Origin of the sequence: Nodularia sp. UHCC 0506 (genome assembly GCF_034931045.1) — a bacterium.
Taxonomy (GTDB): domain Bacteria; phylum Cyanobacteriota; class Cyanobacteriia; order Cyanobacteriales; family Nostocaceae; genus Nodularia.
The window spans coordinates 234,259-250,498 of record NZ_JAYGHH010000002.1; the positions used below are offsets into that span (position 1 = coordinate 234,259).

16 protein-coding genes and 1 tRNA gene are annotated in these 16,240 nt (G+C 41.6%); 7 read left to right on the forward strand and 10 right to left on the reverse strand.

Annotated features, from left to right (window positions below):
• Positions 1-35: 35 nt before the first annotated feature.
• On the reverse strand, positions 36-185 hold the full coding sequence (psaJ, locus tag VB654_RS02745) for a photosystem I reaction center subunit IX (RefSeq protein WP_200987820.1): 150 nt from the start codon (positions 183-185) through the stop codon (positions 36-38).
• 40 nt (positions 186-225) lie between these two features.
• Positions 226-720: a photosystem I reaction center protein PsaF, subunit III gene (locus VB654_RS02750; protein WP_006194868.1), complete on the reverse strand. Its 495-nt coding sequence runs from the start codon at positions 718-720 to the stop codon at positions 226-228.
• Positions 721-897: 177 nt separating this feature from the next.
• On the opposite strand from VB654_RS02750, the gene tsaD reads away from it, so the two are divergent.
• Entirely contained in the window at positions 898-1,935 is a 1,038-nt protein-coding gene (gene tsaD, locus VB654_RS02755) for a tRNA (adenosine(37)-N6)-threonylcarbamoyltransferase complex transferase subunit TsaD (RefSeq protein WP_323211874.1), read from the forward strand.
• A 135-nt stretch (positions 1,936-2,070) separates the two neighbouring features.
• Here tsaD and VB654_RS02760 read toward each other — a convergent pair whose 3' ends face one another.
• Positions 2,071-2,979: an alpha/beta hydrolase gene (locus VB654_RS02760; protein ID WP_323211875.1), complete on the reverse strand. Its 909-nt coding sequence runs from the start codon at positions 2,977-2,979 to the stop codon at positions 2,071-2,073.
• A gap of 239 nt (positions 2,980-3,218) precedes the next feature.
• Positions 3,219-3,938 carry a hypothetical protein gene (locus VB654_RS02765; RefSeq protein WP_323211980.1) on the reverse strand — a complete coding sequence of 240 codons (720 nt, stop codon included), beginning with the start codon at positions 3,936-3,938 and terminating at the stop codon, positions 3,219-3,221.
• A 448-nt stretch (positions 3,939-4,386) separates the two neighbouring features.
• Here VB654_RS02765 and VB654_RS02770 point away from each other — a divergent pair, with 448 nt between their 5' ends.
• The 6 genes from VB654_RS02770 to VB654_RS02795 all read left to right on the forward strand — a co-directional run bounded on the left by VB654_RS02770 (position 4,387) and on the right by VB654_RS02795 (position 9,591).
• Positions 4,387-4,938: a GNAT family N-acetyltransferase gene (locus tag VB654_RS02770; RefSeq protein ID WP_323211876.1), complete on the forward strand. Its 552-nt coding sequence runs from the start codon at positions 4,387-4,389 to the stop codon at positions 4,936-4,938.
• Positions 4,939-5,250: 312 nt separating this feature from the next.
• Positions 5,251-5,324: transfer RNA gene (locus tag VB654_RS02775), tRNA-Pro, on the forward strand.
• Between the two features lie 680 nt (positions 5,325-6,004).
• A complete protein-coding gene (locus tag VB654_RS02780; protein WP_323211878.1) occupies positions 6,005-6,796 on the forward strand; it encodes a Tic22 family protein in 792 nt (263 codons plus the stop codon).
• A 3-nt stretch (positions 6,797-6,799) separates the two neighbouring features.
• On the forward strand, positions 6,800-7,714 hold the full coding sequence (gene prmC, locus VB654_RS02785) for a peptide chain release factor N(5)-glutamine methyltransferase (RefSeq protein WP_323211879.1): 915 nt from the start codon (positions 6,800-6,802) through the stop codon (positions 7,712-7,714).
• Positions 7,715-7,723: 9 nt separating this feature from the next.
• Positions 7,724-8,314, forward strand: coding sequence for an L-threonylcarbamoyladenylate synthase (locus tag VB654_RS02790; RefSeq protein WP_323211881.1), 591 nt, complete (start codon positions 7,724-7,726; stop codon positions 8,312-8,314).
• Between the two features lie 356 nt (positions 8,315-8,670).
• The gene (locus VB654_RS02795; protein WP_323211882.1) at positions 8,671-9,591 is read left to right on the forward strand and encodes a HAMP domain-containing sensor histidine kinase; all 921 of its coding nucleotides are present in this window, start codon (positions 8,671-8,673) and stop codon (positions 9,589-9,591) included.
• On the opposite strand, the gene VB654_RS02800 is transcribed toward VB654_RS02795, so the two are convergent.
• From VB654_RS02800 to VB654_RS02825, 6 genes are all read right to left on the reverse strand, one after another.
• Positions 9,554-10,027, reverse strand: coding sequence for a GNAT family N-acetyltransferase (locus tag VB654_RS02800; RefSeq protein WP_323211883.1), 474 nt, complete (start codon positions 10,025-10,027; stop codon positions 9,554-9,556). The two genes, VB654_RS02795 and VB654_RS02800, sit on opposite strands and share 38 nt — an antisense overlap.
• 103 nt (positions 10,028-10,130) lie before the next feature.
• Positions 10,131-10,541: a hypothetical protein gene (locus VB654_RS02805; RefSeq protein ID WP_323211885.1), complete on the reverse strand. Its 411-nt coding sequence runs from the start codon at positions 10,539-10,541 to the stop codon at positions 10,131-10,133.
• An 89-nt stretch (positions 10,542-10,630) separates the two neighbouring features.
• Positions 10,631-11,608 (reverse strand): protein translocase subunit SecF, encoded by a 978-nt coding sequence (gene secF, locus VB654_RS02810; RefSeq protein WP_323211887.1) that lies wholly within the window; start codon positions 11,606-11,608, stop codon positions 10,631-10,633.
• A complete protein-coding gene (gene secD / locus VB654_RS02815) occupies positions 11,605-13,023 on the reverse strand; it encodes a protein translocase subunit SecD (RefSeq protein ID WP_323211981.1) in 1,419 nt (472 codons plus the stop codon). The genes secF and secD overlap by 4 nt, the downstream gene beginning before the upstream one ends.
• A gap of 300 nt (positions 13,024-13,323) precedes the next feature.
• Positions 13,324-14,307: an alpha-ketoacid dehydrogenase subunit beta gene (locus tag VB654_RS02820; RefSeq protein WP_323211888.1), complete on the reverse strand. Its 984-nt coding sequence runs from the start codon at positions 14,305-14,307 to the stop codon at positions 13,324-13,326.
• 437 nt (positions 14,308-14,744) lie between these two features.
• Positions 14,745-15,878: a CO2 hydration protein gene (locus tag VB654_RS02825; protein ID WP_323211890.1), complete on the reverse strand. Its 1,134-nt coding sequence runs from the start codon at positions 15,876-15,878 to the stop codon at positions 14,745-14,747.
• Between the last annotated feature and the right edge of the window lie 362 nt (positions 15,879-16,240).

Below are 16,240 nucleotides of genomic sequence, written 5' to 3' on the forward strand. Positions count from 1 at the left end.
TTACACAATATTTAGCATGAAATTCCATTTTCTACTTATGGTAGTGGGTGGAAAAGCAAGTCTGGAAAAAAGCGGTTAAATTCAATTAAAATCCCGGCTGTAATGGTGAGCCAAATAGTCGCTGCCACTGGAGCCGTAGAAAGAAATGTGATGAAATAGGACGATTGATCGCCTTTATCTGCCATGAATTTAGTCTCCAAAACAAAAGATTTTAGTTAGGAAGAATTAACGCGGAGAAACAGTAATTTCCGAATCTTTAGCAGTTAATTCGCCTGAAAGGAGTTCTTTAATTGCTGCTACAGGCCAAGCAAAGCCTGTGGCGATAATGGGTAGTGCCAAACCGAGATCGATTTGGATTTCTTTGGCTTCAGTATCAGATTCCTTTTTGATAGCTTGTAGGTAAGCACGGCCTACCCAGCCAATCCAACCAGCAATATACAAAAAGAGAATGCTGGGAATCAAAAAGTCACCAGCCCGATCTAGGCGACCATCAACAATTAAGTGAGGATAACCTTCTGGTCCACACAGTGCTTGAGAATAACGCTCAAACCGCTTTCTCCCTGATTCGGGATCGGCGGTGGTGTTACGGGCATTCTTTGCTAGCTCTTGAAAGGCGGGAGAGTCTTTACAAGGTACTAAGTTAGCCCCAAGCGCTTGGGCTGGGGGGGCAAAATTAGACCAAAGACAAATCGCTAAAATCAAAGCAAACAATCGTCTCATAGATTTGTTTCCTTTTATTACAAAACAAAAAGTTCTTTGTACAAAACGAAGCGGCTTGTACAGTTCTTTATTTGCATAACTAGCTAGTAATCATACTCTTGGCTGGGAACCGAGTAAAGTTTAAGTAAATAAAAGTTAAAGCTTCTCCAACAAATCGTTACTTAACACAACCTGACAATGGCAACTGTTTTAGCAATAGAAACCAGCTGCGATGAAACTGCCGTCGCAATTGTGAATAATCGTCAAGTTTATAGCAGTATCGTAGCTTCCCAAATCGCAGTTCATAGTCAATATGGTGGGGTAGTGCCAGAGGTGGCATCCCGTCAGCACTTGGAAACGATCAATGAGGCGATCGCACAAGCACTAGAACAAGCCCAACTGAACTGGGAGCAAATCGATGGTATCGCTGCCACCTGCGCCCCTGGACTCGTAGGAGCGTTGTTGGTAGGGTTAACTGCTGCCAAAACTTTAGCAATGTTACACAACAAACCATTTTTGGGAGTCCATCACCTTGAAGGTCACATTTACGCGACTTATTTGAGTGAACCAACTTTAAATCCCCCATTTCTTAGCTTACTCGTTTCCGGTGGACATACAAGCTTGATTTATGTAAAGGATTGTGGCGTTTACGAAACTTTAGGTGAAACTCGTGATGATGCGGCAGGTGAAGCTTTTGATAAAGTAGCGCGGTTATTAAAACTAGGTTATCCCGGTGGTCCAGTCATTGACCAACTAGCACAAACAGGCAATCCCCGCGCCTTTAGTTTGCCAGAAGGGAAAGTTTCTTTACCAGGTGGGGGATATCATCGCTATGACAGCAGTTTTAGTGGTTTAAAGACGGCCGTACTGCGGTTAGTGCAGCAATTAGAGAAAGATGAAAAACAAGTGCCAGTGACTGATTTAGCCGCTAGCTTTCAGGAAACTGTAGCGCGATCGCTGACCAAAAGAGCGATCGCCTGCGCCCTTGATTACAATCTCAACACCATTGCCATAGGTGGAGGGGTAGCAGCTAACAGCAGCCTGAGAAAAATCTTACAGACAACCGCCGCCGATCATAACCTGCGTGTCCTGTTTCCACCCTTGAAATACTGTACCGATAACGCCGCCATGATTGCTTGCGCCGCCTCCCATCACCTAACGCTAGGTCATACATCACCCTTAACTTTAGGTGTTGAGTCTAGATTGCCACTCAGCCAAGTGATGAAATTGTATTAATTCGTAATTCGTAATATTTCCTTCGGAAACGCTACGCGAACGTAATTCGTAGTTGCAGAACAAGTTTACCCTCCTCGTTTGCGGGGAGGAGTTCAGAATGGGGTGCAGATTTTAAATAAATATTAAAAATTTTAATTAACCATAAACTATTGACCTGATGTGAGAGGCAACAGCATCTGGCTGTTCTAACATTGCCAAGTGACCACAATCAGGAATTTCAATTACATTGTCGCCAGTATATTGAAAAAGCCGATGAAAACTAGCTAAATGTCGAACATACTTGGGTTCCATGACTTTATCATCAGTTCCAGCTAAAAAATAAACTGGCTGTGGCAACTGAGATACTAGTTGAGGTAAACGGTTGACTTCTTCCTCAGTTGTGGAGTCTAATAATGCTCCTAGTGCAGCTTCTGGGTCAGCCATCACAAAATCAATCACTCGCTGACGCGCCCAATGGCGATCCAACGGACGAGCTACACTGGCTCTGGTAAACAACAAATCAATCAAAGGTAGTTGAGACAACCAGCGCGGGCGGACTTGTAAAAATCTTTGACCTGCTGAACGAAATTGCTCAAAGGCCTCTTTGAGATAAATACCACCACCTGCGTTAATACATATAACTCCTTTCACACATTCCGGCATTTGAGCTGCTGCCCAAAGTGCGATTGTGCCTCCCAATGAATGCCCAATCAGCCAAGCGCTAGTAATATTCATCTGTTCTAAAAGGGCAGCTAAATCCTGAGCATAAACAGCAGGTGTATAAATAGAATCAAAAGGTAAATTAAACTCATTAATTGAGTTAGGAGTCAAACTAACATCAGTTTGTGCCTGACTAAAATCTGCTTCTGGCTGGGATTTCGACTCACCGAAACCTCGCAAATCATAAGACAAGCACTGCAAATCAACTGACAGGCGGGAAATAACAGGTTGCCAATACCCACGACTATTTAGCCAACCGTGGATAAACACTAAAGCATGGGGACAGGAAGTAGGAGCAGTTAGCTCGTATGCGTGTGGAACGCCTAAGATTTCAATAGTTGCCATATTAATATCGTACCGTTAAGAGCGGGTGCGACTAAATACGGAATTAATTTTTGATGTATATTTACCAAAAAATTGGGGTTAAAGCCTCGCCTTGAGTACCGTAGGGCATACAAGAACTGGGATCTTAGACCCGAACGCTATCCAACGGGAGATTAGACCTCTACTGTTGTAGGTGCCAAGCTATTTGAGTAAGTTGGGTCTGTGAGCGAAGAATCTTCGCCCTTACAAGTACCAGAATGTCAATTATTCAACAACCTTAACCTTACCCCTTCGGCAATTTTGTGTCCCAAATATTCAGGAATCAGACTTTCATTCGGTCCCAACAAGTAAAGAATCAACCTGGTGCGTCCACGCCAAACTAGCAAATTAGCATTGACTACCAATAAGTCTTCCTGCCAAATGGTGTTCATGACTTTGTAAAATAATCCCGGTTGATTATCGGCTTCAATGACTAGGGCTGGGAGGTGAAATACTGGATCAACATAAAACTCTGTCTGTACTTGTTCTAGTCCAGTATCTAGATTAAATTCTACCGCCAGCATTTCTTCTACCTCAAATCGCCCACCTAAAGCCTCACGAATGGCGCGGCAAACGTTCTCTGCTGTTTTCTCAGTTAAGGATTGACTGCCACGAGATACCAGAAGTTTGATAAAAACCAACATCGGTGGCCGGATTTGACCATATAAACTTAAACCATGAATAGTTAGCCCATAAGCGGCTAAGACACCAAAAATATCACTGAGTAGAAACGACTGGTTGCGGTAGGCAAAGTGCAGGGCGCTTTTGCTACCTTCGGACTTTAATTCAATAATGGCACGCTTCGTTTTATAAAGACGGTAGGCTAGCCGCAAATTTTGCAGTTGAATCTCACTACTAACAAATTGCTCGTAAAACTGGGGAAAGGCTCGGTTAAAGCGCTTTAGGAGTTCGAGTGTTGAAGATTTTAAACCAGAAGCCATCGTTGGGTGTAGGACTCGCTTGCTTTCATCCAGGGAACCGGGGACTAGGAAACCCCAAAACATAAATCAAATTTTTTGTCTGAGATAATTATGCTTGGTGTGGAGACACGTAGGGTGCAACACACCATTTTTTCTTTCCCATATCTTAAAGATAGGGGTTTGCGACTAATTATTCTCTAATCTCTACCTCTAATTCCCAATCTCATCTAAATTTAGGTAAACTTTTTCAGTTTTTGGGAATTTTCTGCTAGGCTCCACAACAAAATGCTAAACTTGAAAATGATTGGTGTGAAACACGCCATAAACATCTGTTGCCATTGAAAACCCCGAAAACATCTAAAGTAATTTAAGTGAGCGGGATATTTCCGGCTTCAGTTTTGTAAAACGTGAATCAACACTCCTTTGAAAGTGGAAACCAATTTAGTTATACTACCCGAACCACGTTGGCATGGGTTTTTGGAAAACTTGGTTTAATAGTCCTGATTCTGTAGCGACAAGTAAAACAACTTCTTTTGAAGAACGTACAGGGTCTGTTTCCGGCAAATCTACCCCTAATGGCGCTAACGAAGTTTCTCAGAACGAGACTCGCATCGTCTTTAGTACAGATAGAGATATTGACCTGTATGAACTAGAGGAACTTTGTGATGCAGTTGGTTGGTCGCGTCGTCCTTTAAGAAAAGTAAAGAAAGCCATTGAGCATAGTTTTCTCGTAGCCTCTATGTGGCAAGTACGAGGAAACCAAAAGCGGCTGATCGGTTTCGCTCGTGCTACCTCAGATCATGCGTTTAATGCGACTATTTGGGATGTGGTAGTTCACCCGGACTTTCAAGGTAAAGGACTGGGTAAGGCACTGATGAAATATGTACTCAAAAAACTTAGAAGTGAAGAAATTAGCAATGTTACTCTCTTTGCTGACCCTCATGTTCTAGATTTTTACCGGGGTATGGGTTTTATGTCAGATCCAGAAGGCATTAAAGGTATGTTCTGGTATCCGCACTAATTTTCAACACTCAGCATATTGCCACAAATAATCAGCTGTAATGATTAAATATCGATATTTCCGTATTTTCGGAGTATATGAGCTGATTGTTTCGTCAAAGCGATTTAGCAGCATAGCCGAAATTTTGACTTTCGAGCATTTGTTTCTGCCTAGACAAAAAATAAAATTAGTTAGTCAAGATATGTGAAACCTGCTATACTAAGATTATTGCCGTGGTAAATCAGTGATTGAAACAATCCAACGGTTTTACAGCTAGGGTGTGATTTAATACTAGTCCTTGCCTAGTAAATTGAAACCCCTGCTAACGGTATCCGGGATGTAGCGCAGCTTGGTAGCGCGCCTGCTTTGGGAGCAGGATGTCGCAGGTTCAAATCCTGTCATCCCGATTTAAAGTGCTAAAAAGATGCTGGCATTTAAGAAAAACAGCAAAAACGCAGATGATTTTTTCGTAAACCTGTTGATATACCTTTGAGAAGTTTGTCTAGGCTGCAATTAGGTAAAATTGATACATCACAGCGTAGGTATGCCCCTCTTTGCTTCCACCCTGCGGTGTGGAGTCATTTTTTTGCCAGAACTTAAACTATTACATCTGCTGCGGATGGAACTATTAGTTCTGCAATATCGTCATCTAAGGTTAACAAAGCCAATAAAATTGTATTAATTAGATCAAATCTATAGAAAAGTATTTGCTATTTAAGAGCAAAATAACAATCTTTACAGTGTTTCCGGCTATTAGGCAATACAGTTTTTCTCTTTCTCCCTCTCCTATCATAGCTTTCAGTCTTGAGAATACACCTCATAGCTGCTGGAAGTGCTGTAACACTATTTTGCAGTGGATAGCAAGCTAAAATCAAGAGAAACATACCACATTGAGCGATCGCACTACCAGAAAAATGTGACAGCAGGATGCTAAAACAGCGCTGTTGGAGAATTAATTGTTAATATTGAAGCGCAAAAATAAATTTTTCACATTTTAAAGGTATTGCTATATAACTAAAACTAGTTAGTGTGGTGCTAATCTAACAATTCGTCTAACTTAATTTAATTATTGATGCGAGGAGCAATCATGAAAGCACTAGTTCGCTGGGGAGCAACATTAGGCCTAGTTGGAAGTACTTTACTGGGATCAGTTTTTGTCGGCAATTTCCCAGTGCTGGCTTTGTCAGAACAGCAAATCAAAGAAAAATTGGATTCAGTTCCTGTATATCTGATTACTAATGAAAAAGGTTTACCATTAAGCCGTCCCTTACCAGATACTCAAAAACCAGGTGGTTCGGTCACGGGCGTTTATATGAGTCGCCAGGAAGCTCAAAGTTTTATTAAGCAACTACAGAGTGTCCCAGGCCAAGACCCAAAAATGCAACAGATGGTGAAAAGCCTACAAGTAACAGCAGTGCCTTTAGGCGTTATTTATGAGCAGTTACAACAAAGTAAAAACCAGTCAGAACGCCTTCTCTTTGCCTTTAAACCTGTCGAACAGGAAATCAAGGGGGCAATGGAATTATTGCGCCAAAGTGGTCAACAAGTAAATCAGTTTACCAGTGTACCTGTTTTTGCTGTCAGATTTTCACCAGAGCAGGGTTATGTCCCAATTCAACTAACATCTGACAATGAGCAATTGATTCCTTTGTTTTTAAGTAAGAAAGATGCACAAGGCTTGTTAACCAAAGTCAAGCCTCAGTTTCCGAAAGCGGATATTCAGGTAATAGACATAGACGGGGTAATTAAAACACTACAGGATAAAAATGATGCTTGGTTAAACCAAGTGGTTTTAGTTCCATCCCAAGAATCTAGAGAATATATCAAGACTTTACCGACAGAAAACGCGCCCAACACTGCACCAGCAAGACCACGTTAAGGAATGGCAAAAAAACAGCTACAGGTAGTTTCCGGTTTACAGCTTTGGCGGTGGCGTAATCAAGCGATCGCTGATGCGATCGCATATAATATTTCACCTGTGGAGGTAGATTGGTTACTTCTAGAAGTAGCTGGGTTAGACCGTTTATCACTGCGTTTAGAATCTTTTAAAGAGCAGCCTGAAATTCAGATGGCGTTAACTTTAGAGGATTTAGAACAGTTGTGGCAAAGGCGATTAAATGAACGCTTACCAGTACAGTACATTGCTGGAGTTACGCCTTGGCGAAAGTTTAAAATTGCCGTGTCAAATGCGGTTTTAATTCCCAGACCAGAAACTGAGTCTTTAATTGATCTAGCTGTGGCTGCTGCTACTCATCGTGGCGCAGCCCCCTTCCTCAATTCAGGACATTGGGCTGATTTGGGTACTGGTAGCGGTGCGATCGCCTTGGGTTTAGCAGATACTTTCCCAAAAGCGACAATTCACGCCGTTGATTACAGCCTAGAAGCTTTAAAAATTGCCCGTGACAATGCTCATAATTTAAGTTTTGACAACCAGATCAAATTTCACCAAGGTTCCTGGTGGGAGCCGCTATCAGCCCTCAAAGGAGAGTTCAGTGGTATGGTGTCTAACCCGCCTTATATTCCCACCAATACTGTGGCTACCCTGCAACCAGAAGTAGTGAAGCATGAACCACATCTAGCCTTAGATGGTGGACTTGATGGCTTGGATTGTATTCGCCAGTTAATAGAAATATCTCCTTCCTATTTGCGTCCTGGTGGTGTGTGGCTAATTGAAATGATGGCGGGACAAGGGGATATTGTGCAAACACTTTTACAAAAGCAAGGTAGCTACTGTAATATTCAAATTCATGCGGATTTGGCTGGAATTGACCGCTTTGCGGTAGCTTATCGAAAATAACCTTTACAAATGACTCAAGTTTCTTTAGTTGATTTGATCGCTGGCGCACGCGCTGGTTTATTAGTTAGTTTCCCTACGGATACCGTCCCTGCACTCGCAGCCCTACCAGAAAAAGCATCATTAATTTTTGAAGCTAAACAACGTAGTCAAGATAAACCGCTAATTTTGATGGGGGCGAGTGCCGAGGATTTATGGCCTTATGTTCAAGGTAATGAAAACGAGTTACAAATTTGGCAAGAGTTAGCAAATAGACATTGGCCGGGAGCGTTGACATTAGTATTACCAGCCAGTGATAAAATCCCAAAACAGATGAATCCCACTGATCCTACAACCATTGGAATTCGAGTGCCTCAAAGTGCGATCGCGCAAGCTATTTTGACACAAACAGGCCCTCTTGCCACCACTAGCGCCAATTTTTCAGGTCAACAGCCTTTACAAAAGTTAGCAGAAATTGCCGAGCAATTTCCTCAAGTTATAACTCTGGAAGCAACAGAATTTAACGGCGAAATTTCGGGAGTTGGTGTACCTTCCACTGTGAGCAAATGGACAGGTAAAAACTGGGAAATCTTGCGCCAAGGTACAGTTAAATTAATTTTTTAGCAGATTAAGAAGATATAAATAATTAGGGTTTGCTGTTCGCGTAGCGTGCCGTTAGGCATAAAAGTTTGGTTGTGGAGGAAGGGAACAGGGAATAGGGAACAGTTTCAGCTATCTGTTATCCCCAAATTTTCTGATTTATTCAACCCAAAATTCACACTTTTAATGGTAAACCCTTCAAAAATCTTATACCTACTTTCGGGTTTATCAGCCTCAAACCTTCGATTTATCTGGGTTCTATATTTATTCAGCAAGCCCTAATTAGATATTTTTTTGCTCAGTGCAAGTAATTAATTAGTAAATCCGTAAATTTACTTTGCGCCATTGTGGTCAATTAATAAGTTAATAATTGCCAAATTATGAATTGGAGCAACTTCATATATTTAGGAATAGGGCTAATAGTAGGGTTGGGGATTCGGGGATTATTTACTCGGTCATTCAATCACTCCTCTAACTTATCCCCGGTGAAAGCGGCAGATCAACTGCCAGTTTCAGAAATCCAGCAACAAATCAAGCAAACGCAACTAGCATATCAAATGGCGCAAGAAATGAGCCTGTTTAAAGCAGGATTTTTGGCGCGAACTACCCATGAATTGCGATCGCCTCTGAATGGTTTAATTGGCTTGCATCAGTTAATTTTAGAGGATTTGTGTGAGAATCCCGAAGAGGAGCGAGAATTTATAACTCAAGCTCACGACAGAGCGCTGAAACTTCTACATCTGATTGATGAAATTCTGAAAATCGCCAGAACAGAACATGGTACTAATAAGTTAGATATTCAACCCCACTGTCTGGCTAAAATTTTACAAGAAGTTAACGATTTAACTTATATGCTGGCAGCAAATCGCAATTTTCCGTTGCGTGTTGTGCTTCCTGATCCAGAAATCTATGTCTTGGCAGATTATCGATGGCTACGGCAAATATTAGTAAATTTAGTAGACACTGCCATTGCTCAAATGCAGTGCGGCAGTATCTGTCTTTCTAGTAGTTTCTCACCTACAAATAATACTTTGGATATTTGGCTGGATGTGCCTCATCATGCTTTAACTGCAAGTGAGTCCATTGATCTAATGAAATCAGAAGTTCAGAGTTCTCAGACTGATGAAGAGAAAACGACTTTTTCGCCAGGAATGAATTTATTACTCAACCAAACTTTATTAGAAGTGATGGGAGGAAAGTTAGAAATTTTGCCATCTCCAATCACGGCGGAAACAACTGAGGAGTTGATTCGGTTGCAAGTTTCTATCCCCCCAGCGATTCTTGAAGTAGGACTTCAGTAATGGGCAGGATTTCAATCTGAGATTGATGATTTAGCACCATTGTTGTGCTGGAATTGGACTGGAAACCAATTTTTTCATAAAACTCCTGCTGATAAGTAGTCATGAGATATACCCTCTCAACTCCTCTGACGCGGGGATGACTTAAAATGGTTTCAACTAACTTTCGCCCCAAACCTGTACCGCGATATTCTGGGTGAATCACGACATCCCAGATTGTAGCGCGATAAATTCCGTCAGAGGTGGCTCTGGCAAAACCAATTAGTCGCTCTTTGTCCCAAATACTAATTACTGGGTCGCTATTAGCGATCGCTATGCCTAAATCATCTATATTACGCCCTTTTGCCCAAAAAGCTGCAAGATCAAATAGTTCTTGGAGTTGGTAAAGGTCTATTTCAGAGTGGCGATGTTCGCTAAATTGAATTTGAGGATAGTTCATTTTGTACACCCCAATTTGGCAGTAACATTTCTGTCATATTGTGCTGGAAAGTGTTGAATCCGTATATCCAGATGCAACGAGATCCAAATTTAATTGTCACCATTTAATGACAAATCCACTTCCACAGAGGATGAGTTTGGCCTTGCTGTCTGATTTTAAAAACTTGTTTTTCTAAACGTTGTTGTTCCCGTTGCGGTAATCCCAGCAAAATATTTCGGCTTTGCCAAACTAAAGTAGAAACGGTAGTACCGATACAAATAGCTAAACCGAAGGTAGACAGTGGATTATATAACAATCCATATCTTACTGCCACCCAGGTGAAATATTGTTGTACAAGAACCAATTCTCCCCGTAAATTCCACAAGGAGAAAGGTGCAATAGTCAGCCATAAACAGCCAACAAAAAACCACCTACCGTATACAGTCAGCCGATGTAGCTTTTGTACCTGTTGGGTGAAATTTGTGTCAATATTGGCATTTCTGCCATTTAATGATGGTTCTTCTGGTTGATCCATAAGCAATTTTGAATTAATGAAACCTTTAGGGTATGAAAATGAAAAATTACACACTGGTTTGGTTTATGTAACCAAGATTTCCCATTATCTTAACTATCCTGGGAACTAGCAGATGTATCAATTGCCTCAGCACTGACTAAGACCGAAGATTTACCTGTACGTTCTCGCCACCAAGCTAGGAGGGTACTGGCGATAAAAAGACTGGAATAAGCCCCCGCAGTGAAGCCAATAATTAGAGCTAAAGCAAAGTTTTTGAGAGTTTCGCCACCAAGGAAATAGATGGCAAACAATGGCAGCATCGTGGTCAGGCTGGTATTTATCGACCTTCCTAATGTTTGGTTAACAGCATCATCCACAATGTCAGTAATTGGGCGCTCAGGATTAATTTTAATGGTTTCCCGAATGCGATCATAAATCACCACTGTATCGTTAACGGAGAAACCGATAATTGTCAGCAGGGCGACTATAAACAGACTATCCACTTCTGTGCGTAGCACTAACCCGAAAATTGAGAAAACGCCTAAAGTTACGAAAACATCATGAAACAGCGCCACAATGGCAAATAAGGCATAATCTAATTGGAAGCGGAAGGTTAAGTAAGCAATAATGCCCGCAAAGGAAACAATCAGGGCGATAATCCCAGACCTAAATAATTCTGCTCCCAGGGTAGGGCCAACAGTGTCAATTTGGTTTTTTTGCGGATCAAAAGTGCCAATTTCTGCTGTTAAAGCAGTTTGTAATTTGGTGCGCTGGTCAACATCTAAGTCTTTACTACGAATTGATATCCCATTCTCACCAACTATTTGGATGCTGCTATCGCCTAAACCCTGGTTTTGGGCGACTTCCCGGACTGCATTTATATCTATTGGTTGATCGCAGTTACCTATTTCTGTACAATCACGTTCAAACTGTAATCGCGTACCACCGATAAAATCCAAGCCGGGGCGTAGAGGTGCGCGAATTTGGGGGTTTTGCCACGAAATCACCATTGAGATGATGCTAATGAGAATAATGGCACTAGAAATAGTCCACCATAGCGATCGCGATTTGTTAATACTCAGTTTCATTTAGCTACCTCTGCCTTATTTAGTGCTGGCAGGTTTGGACAGAAAAGTTCTCGCTTATTTTTCACAGCCGGATTGGTAACTACTAAAAACATCAGTGTGCGGCTACAAGTAATTGCGGTAAACATACTCATTGCAACACCCAAAGCCAAGGTGAGCGCAAAGCCTCTGACTAATCCAGAACCAAACCAAAACAGAGCCGCACAAGCGATCCATGTAGTTACATTACTGTCTAAAATACTGGAAAATGCACGGTAAAAACCAGATTCTACAGAACGGTACAGAGATTTGCCGGCTCGCAATTCTTCCCGCGTGCGCTCAAAGATTAGCACATTGGCATCAACTGCCATACCAATACTGAGGATAAAACCAGCGATTCCGGGCAGAGTCAGTGTCACCCCTAATAAGGCAAAACTCGCCCAAGTCAGGAGAGAGTAAACGACTAATGACACATCCGCAATCAATCCTGGTACACGATAGTACACCACCATAAATATTAAGACTAAAATCAAACCGCCGACACCAGCATAAATGCTGCTTTGAATACTATCTCTACCCAAGGAAGCGCCTACTGTGCGTCTTTCGGCAATTTCCACGGGTAAGGGTAACGCACCGCCACGTAACTGCACACCCAAGTCGTTGGCTGCTTGTGGAGTAAAATTACCTGTAATCACGGCGGCACCACCAGTAATCCCGGTAGCGGCAAATTCTATGCCCACCACAGGCGCGCTGATCAGTTCATTGTCTAAAAACACCCCTATGCTACGCCCAGTACCTGCGAGGTTTTGGGTGAGATTGGCAAATAATTCGCCACCTTTTTGATCAAAGCGAATAGCCACATTCCAATTACTACTATTTTGAGTGGGTTCACCGTAGGCATCCTGGAGGTATTTACCATCCAGTGGTGGTTCAGTGCTTTCAAACAATTCGGCGATCGCTTGATTATTTTGTTGTAATTCTTCTTGATTCTTACTAATTAGGGATTCGTCCTCGGTGCTTCGCAATTCGTCTTGCTTGGCTCTGAGTTGGTTTCGTGACGCTTGAAAGGCAAACAGTTGAGTTTCTGTCCCCGGCTTTTGTTGTCGAAATTCTAACTGAGCAGTGCCGCCTAGCACTCGTTCGGCTTGCTCTGGATCATTCACTCCTGGCAATTGCACCAGAATTTTATCTGTACCCACAGTTTGAATTACTGGTTCAGAAACCCCCAGGCCATTAACTCGACCTTCCAAAACTTTCTGAACGCCTTCTAAATCTCGCTCAGTAATTTCTCTCATTCCCGGTGCTGGTTTCACCTGAATGGTTAACTGTGAGCCGCCCCGTAAGTCTAACCCCAAGGGGACTGGAATTGTTACTATCACAGAAATAGCGGCGATAAGCAACACAAAAATTAAAGCTAATAGCGATCGCTGTCTTTGCATACCATAACTCGCAACTGACAAAGGCTATAATAGCGTTCTTTTAGGGAGTTATGAGATGAAGAAGCCGGGAACAGGAGGCAGGGGAGCAGGGAGCAGGGAGCAGGGGGGAGTTGGAAATTAGGGACTTCCGAGAAATAAATTATCCAAATAAACGAACCACAGAGACACAGAGGACACAGAGTTATGAGACTTTGAGAGCTTTTTTGCGTTAGGTGATTGAGTATTTTTTTATTTGGAAGTCCCTTACTTTACACGGACGGCTGTTGAACAACCTTTCCTCTTCCCCACTCCCCCCAATTCTTAAACTCGCATGGCTACCATTTTTTCCACAGCTTCGACTATTTGTTCTGGTTGGACAATTGTTAACCGTTCCAAATTGCCGTTGTAAGGTGTGGGGATATCTTGAGAAGAAAGCCGCAGTACTGGCGCATCCAATTCATCAAACAAGCGGTCATTAATAGAGGCGGTTAATTCTGCACCAATACCGCCAGTTCTCATACACTCTTCCACAATAATCACTCGATGGGTTTTGCGTATGGATGCCCCAATGGTATCAAAATCTAAAGGTTTGAGTGATATTAAATCAATAACTTCTGGGTCAAAACCTTGTTTTTCTAAAGTTTTTACGGCTTGCAATACATGATGGCGCATCCGTGAGTAAGTAAGAATTGTGACATCTTTACCCCGACGTACAACTTCCGCTTTATCCAAAGGTAGGAAATATTCTTCTTCTGGTAAATCTTGTTTTAAGTTGTAAAGCAGAACATGTTCAAAGAACAACACCGGGTTATCATCACGAATCGCCGATTTCAGTAATCCTTTGGCGTTATAGGGTGTAGAACAAGTAACAATTTTCAACCCCGGAACCGCTTGAAAGTATGCTTCTAAACGTTGGGAATGTTCTGCACCCAACTGTCTACCCACACCCCCCGGACCACGAATCACCATAGGGATTTTAAAGTTACCGCCGGAAGTGTAGCGTAGCATTCCCGCGTTATTGGATATTTGGTTAAAGGCTAAGAGCAAAAAGCCCATATTCATGCCTTCAATGATCGGTCGTAACCCAGTCATGGCTGCACCCACGGCCATACCCGTAAAACTGTTTTCGGCAATGGGGGTATCAAGAACTCGGAGTTCGCCGTATTTTTTGTATAAGTCTTTAGTAACTTTGTAAGAACCGCCATAGTGTCCTACATCTTCACCAAGAACGAATACACTCGAATCACGAGCCATTTCTTCATCAATGGCTTCTCGCAGAGCGTTAAAAAATAGTGTTTCTGCCATTTAGACCTTATAGTAAAGCTATTGTTTTAGAATCTTATCGTGCCACCGTAGCAAATATCGTTAGCGATCGCACTAGATGAGAGATTGGTTTTTGCCAGACATTACCCTGGGCAAAGATACGCGAATTGTAAAAGAATTATCCCTTGTTCTTGTCGTTTTCCCAAGCCAGAAACAACCAAAAGATTTCTAACTCCAGGCCAATGGCGATCAGAAAGTGATACCAAGTCCCGCCATAATTTAGCTATCATCTAAGTGAGTGTATCCAATTTTTTCGCTGTTCCAATCTACCAAAGTTGTGATTTTGGGAAGATTTTGTAACTAACCTGATTTTATACAGCCATAACATCAAAATCGAATCAGAGACCGACAAATAAAAAAACAACCTCTCTCTTTCTCATTTCTCAGTGTTCTCTGTGCCTCTGCGGTTCGTTTTTCCATTATTTCTTATTCACATCCTCTAACCGCGAAGTTTCCAGCCGATTCATCCATTTTTGTAAATAGACTTGATTAGCAGTTTGTTCAGATACATCTTGAGTATCCAGAGGATAAGGCATCAGTCCCAAAATTGTAGCCGTAGTCACACAAAACATGGATTTTTGGAAGCTCATACAAATTTGCACGCGTAAATCATCTTCACCCCGAAGACTGCGACGATAAATTTCATGTAAATAATCAGGAAGATAATGACGCATATCCTGCATCAGTAAAGTGGGAGGAATACCAGCACCACCGATAGGCAAAGGATCTGCATAAAGCGCGCCATATTGAAATCGACCTTGATCTAGAGGAATTTGATATGCTTGGGCATTGTATGAAACCGTGCCATGAAAAGGAGTTCCTCGAAAGAATACCGCTTCGACATAAGGGATGGCTGTATCCACTAAGAAAGTTAAACCCTCAGATTTAGGGATGATGTCATAGATTTGATCTTTGATTTTGACAGCATAGGTAATAGGCTTTAAAGCATCTGCTACCAACCCCTGTTTAATGTGATCTACAACTTGGGGAATAGTCTTAATTTCGCCTCGGTCATAGCGGTCTGATAAACTGAGGAACATATCAGCCATCACCCGCCAAAATTGACCTAATCCGGTGTAGTAAGCAGAGACGCGCAACATTTCCGTTAAAAAGTCAGGAAATAGTTGGCTTATTCCCATGATGATGGGATTATTTTGAAATTTTGCTTGAATAACTGCTTGCGCTCTTGCTTGAAATTCTGGTGTATCTAAATATTTATCTAGGCCACCGCCACCATGCCACATCATAGCTTTCATACAATATTCGGCGTATTCAAAATTAATTCTGTCGTGCCACCAATGACGCATTAATTTAGAAAAAGACATCTCGCCATTAAAGTATTTAAAAAAGGGGAAAAATACTAAAAATTGATGTTCAGCAATATAAATAAGATTGTGGGAATAGGCATCTAAAACTACACCATAGCTTTTGAGTATGCCGACTACTTCTAGGACATTATCTGGAGTATCGGGAAGTAATGCCCCTCCTGTTTGTAGGCGTTCGATATATTCAGCTAAAGGATGATGAGCAGGTTTTTTGCTTTTAGTTACCATTAACCAGTTCTCCAAAAATTACAGGTAATCGCGAGGAAGCATATATATTAGTTACCGCTTAAGTTACGTATACAGAAGAGTTAATTAATTACAAATAAACACAGATAGTTTACATAATTTAGTTCGAGAAATTCTATATCATATCAGAAACAAGTACAACAGAAATTAGACAGCCAAACAGAATACTTTGGAAATTGGATTATAAATATTTAGGTGTAAAAATAAAATATTCTCTGAAATACAAATTAATTTTTAAATAAAATATCCAATGTAATAGGTTTTTCGGAAAATACTTGTCTTAATTTATATCGTATTTTACTTCCTTCTAAACGGCCAGAGATAGCTTGGCATATATCTGCATG

Coding starts and splice junctions, on each gene's coding strand:
- psaJ (WP_200987820.1), bottom strand. CDS start 185: ATGGCAGATAAAGGCGATCAATCGTCCTATTTCATCACATTTCTTTCT.
- VB654_RS02750 (WP_006194868.1), bottom strand. CDS start 720: ATGAGACGATTGTTTGCTTTGATTTTAGCGATTTGTCTTTGGTCTAAT.
- tsaD (WP_323211874.1), top strand. CDS start 898: ATGGCAACTGTTTTAGCAATAGAAACCAGCTGCGATGAAACTGCCGTC.
- VB654_RS02760 (WP_323211875.1), bottom strand. CDS start 2,979: ATGGCAACTATTGAAATCTTAGGCGTTCCACACGCATACGAGCTAACT.
- VB654_RS02765 (WP_323211980.1), bottom strand. CDS start 3,938: ATGGCTTCTGGTTTAAAATCTTCAACACTCGAACTCCTAAAGCGCTTT.
- VB654_RS02770 (WP_323211876.1), top strand. CDS start 4,387: ATGGGTTTTTGGAAAACTTGGTTTAATAGTCCTGATTCTGTAGCGACA.
- VB654_RS02780 (WP_323211878.1), top strand. CDS start 6,005: ATGAAAGCACTAGTTCGCTGGGGAGCAACATTAGGCCTAGTTGGAAGT.
- prmC (WP_323211879.1), top strand. CDS start 6,800: ATGGCAAAAAAACAGCTACAGGTAGTTTCCGGTTTACAGCTTTGGCGG.
- VB654_RS02790 (WP_323211881.1), top strand. CDS start 7,724: ATGACTCAAGTTTCTTTAGTTGATTTGATCGCTGGCGCACGCGCTGGT.
- VB654_RS02795 (WP_323211882.1), top strand. CDS start 8,671: ATGAATTGGAGCAACTTCATATATTTAGGAATAGGGCTAATAGTAGGG.
- VB654_RS02800 (WP_323211883.1), bottom strand. CDS start 10,027: ATGAACTATCCTCAAATTCAATTTAGCGAACATCGCCACTCTGAAATA.
- VB654_RS02805 (WP_323211885.1), bottom strand. CDS start 10,541: ATGGATCAACCAGAAGAACCATCATTAAATGGCAGAAATGCCAATATT.
- secF (WP_323211887.1), bottom strand. CDS start 11,608: ATGAAACTGAGTATTAACAAATCGCGATCGCTATGGTGGACTATTTCT.
- secD (WP_323211981.1), bottom strand. CDS start 13,023: ATGCAAAGACAGCGATCGCTATTAGCTTTAATTTTTGTGTTGCTTATC.
- VB654_RS02820 (WP_323211888.1), bottom strand. CDS start 14,307: ATGGCAGAAACACTATTTTTTAACGCTCTGCGAGAAGCCATTGATGAA.
- VB654_RS02825 (WP_323211890.1), bottom strand. CDS start 15,878: ATGGTAACTAAAAGCAAAAAACCTGCTCATCATCCTTTAGCTGAATAT.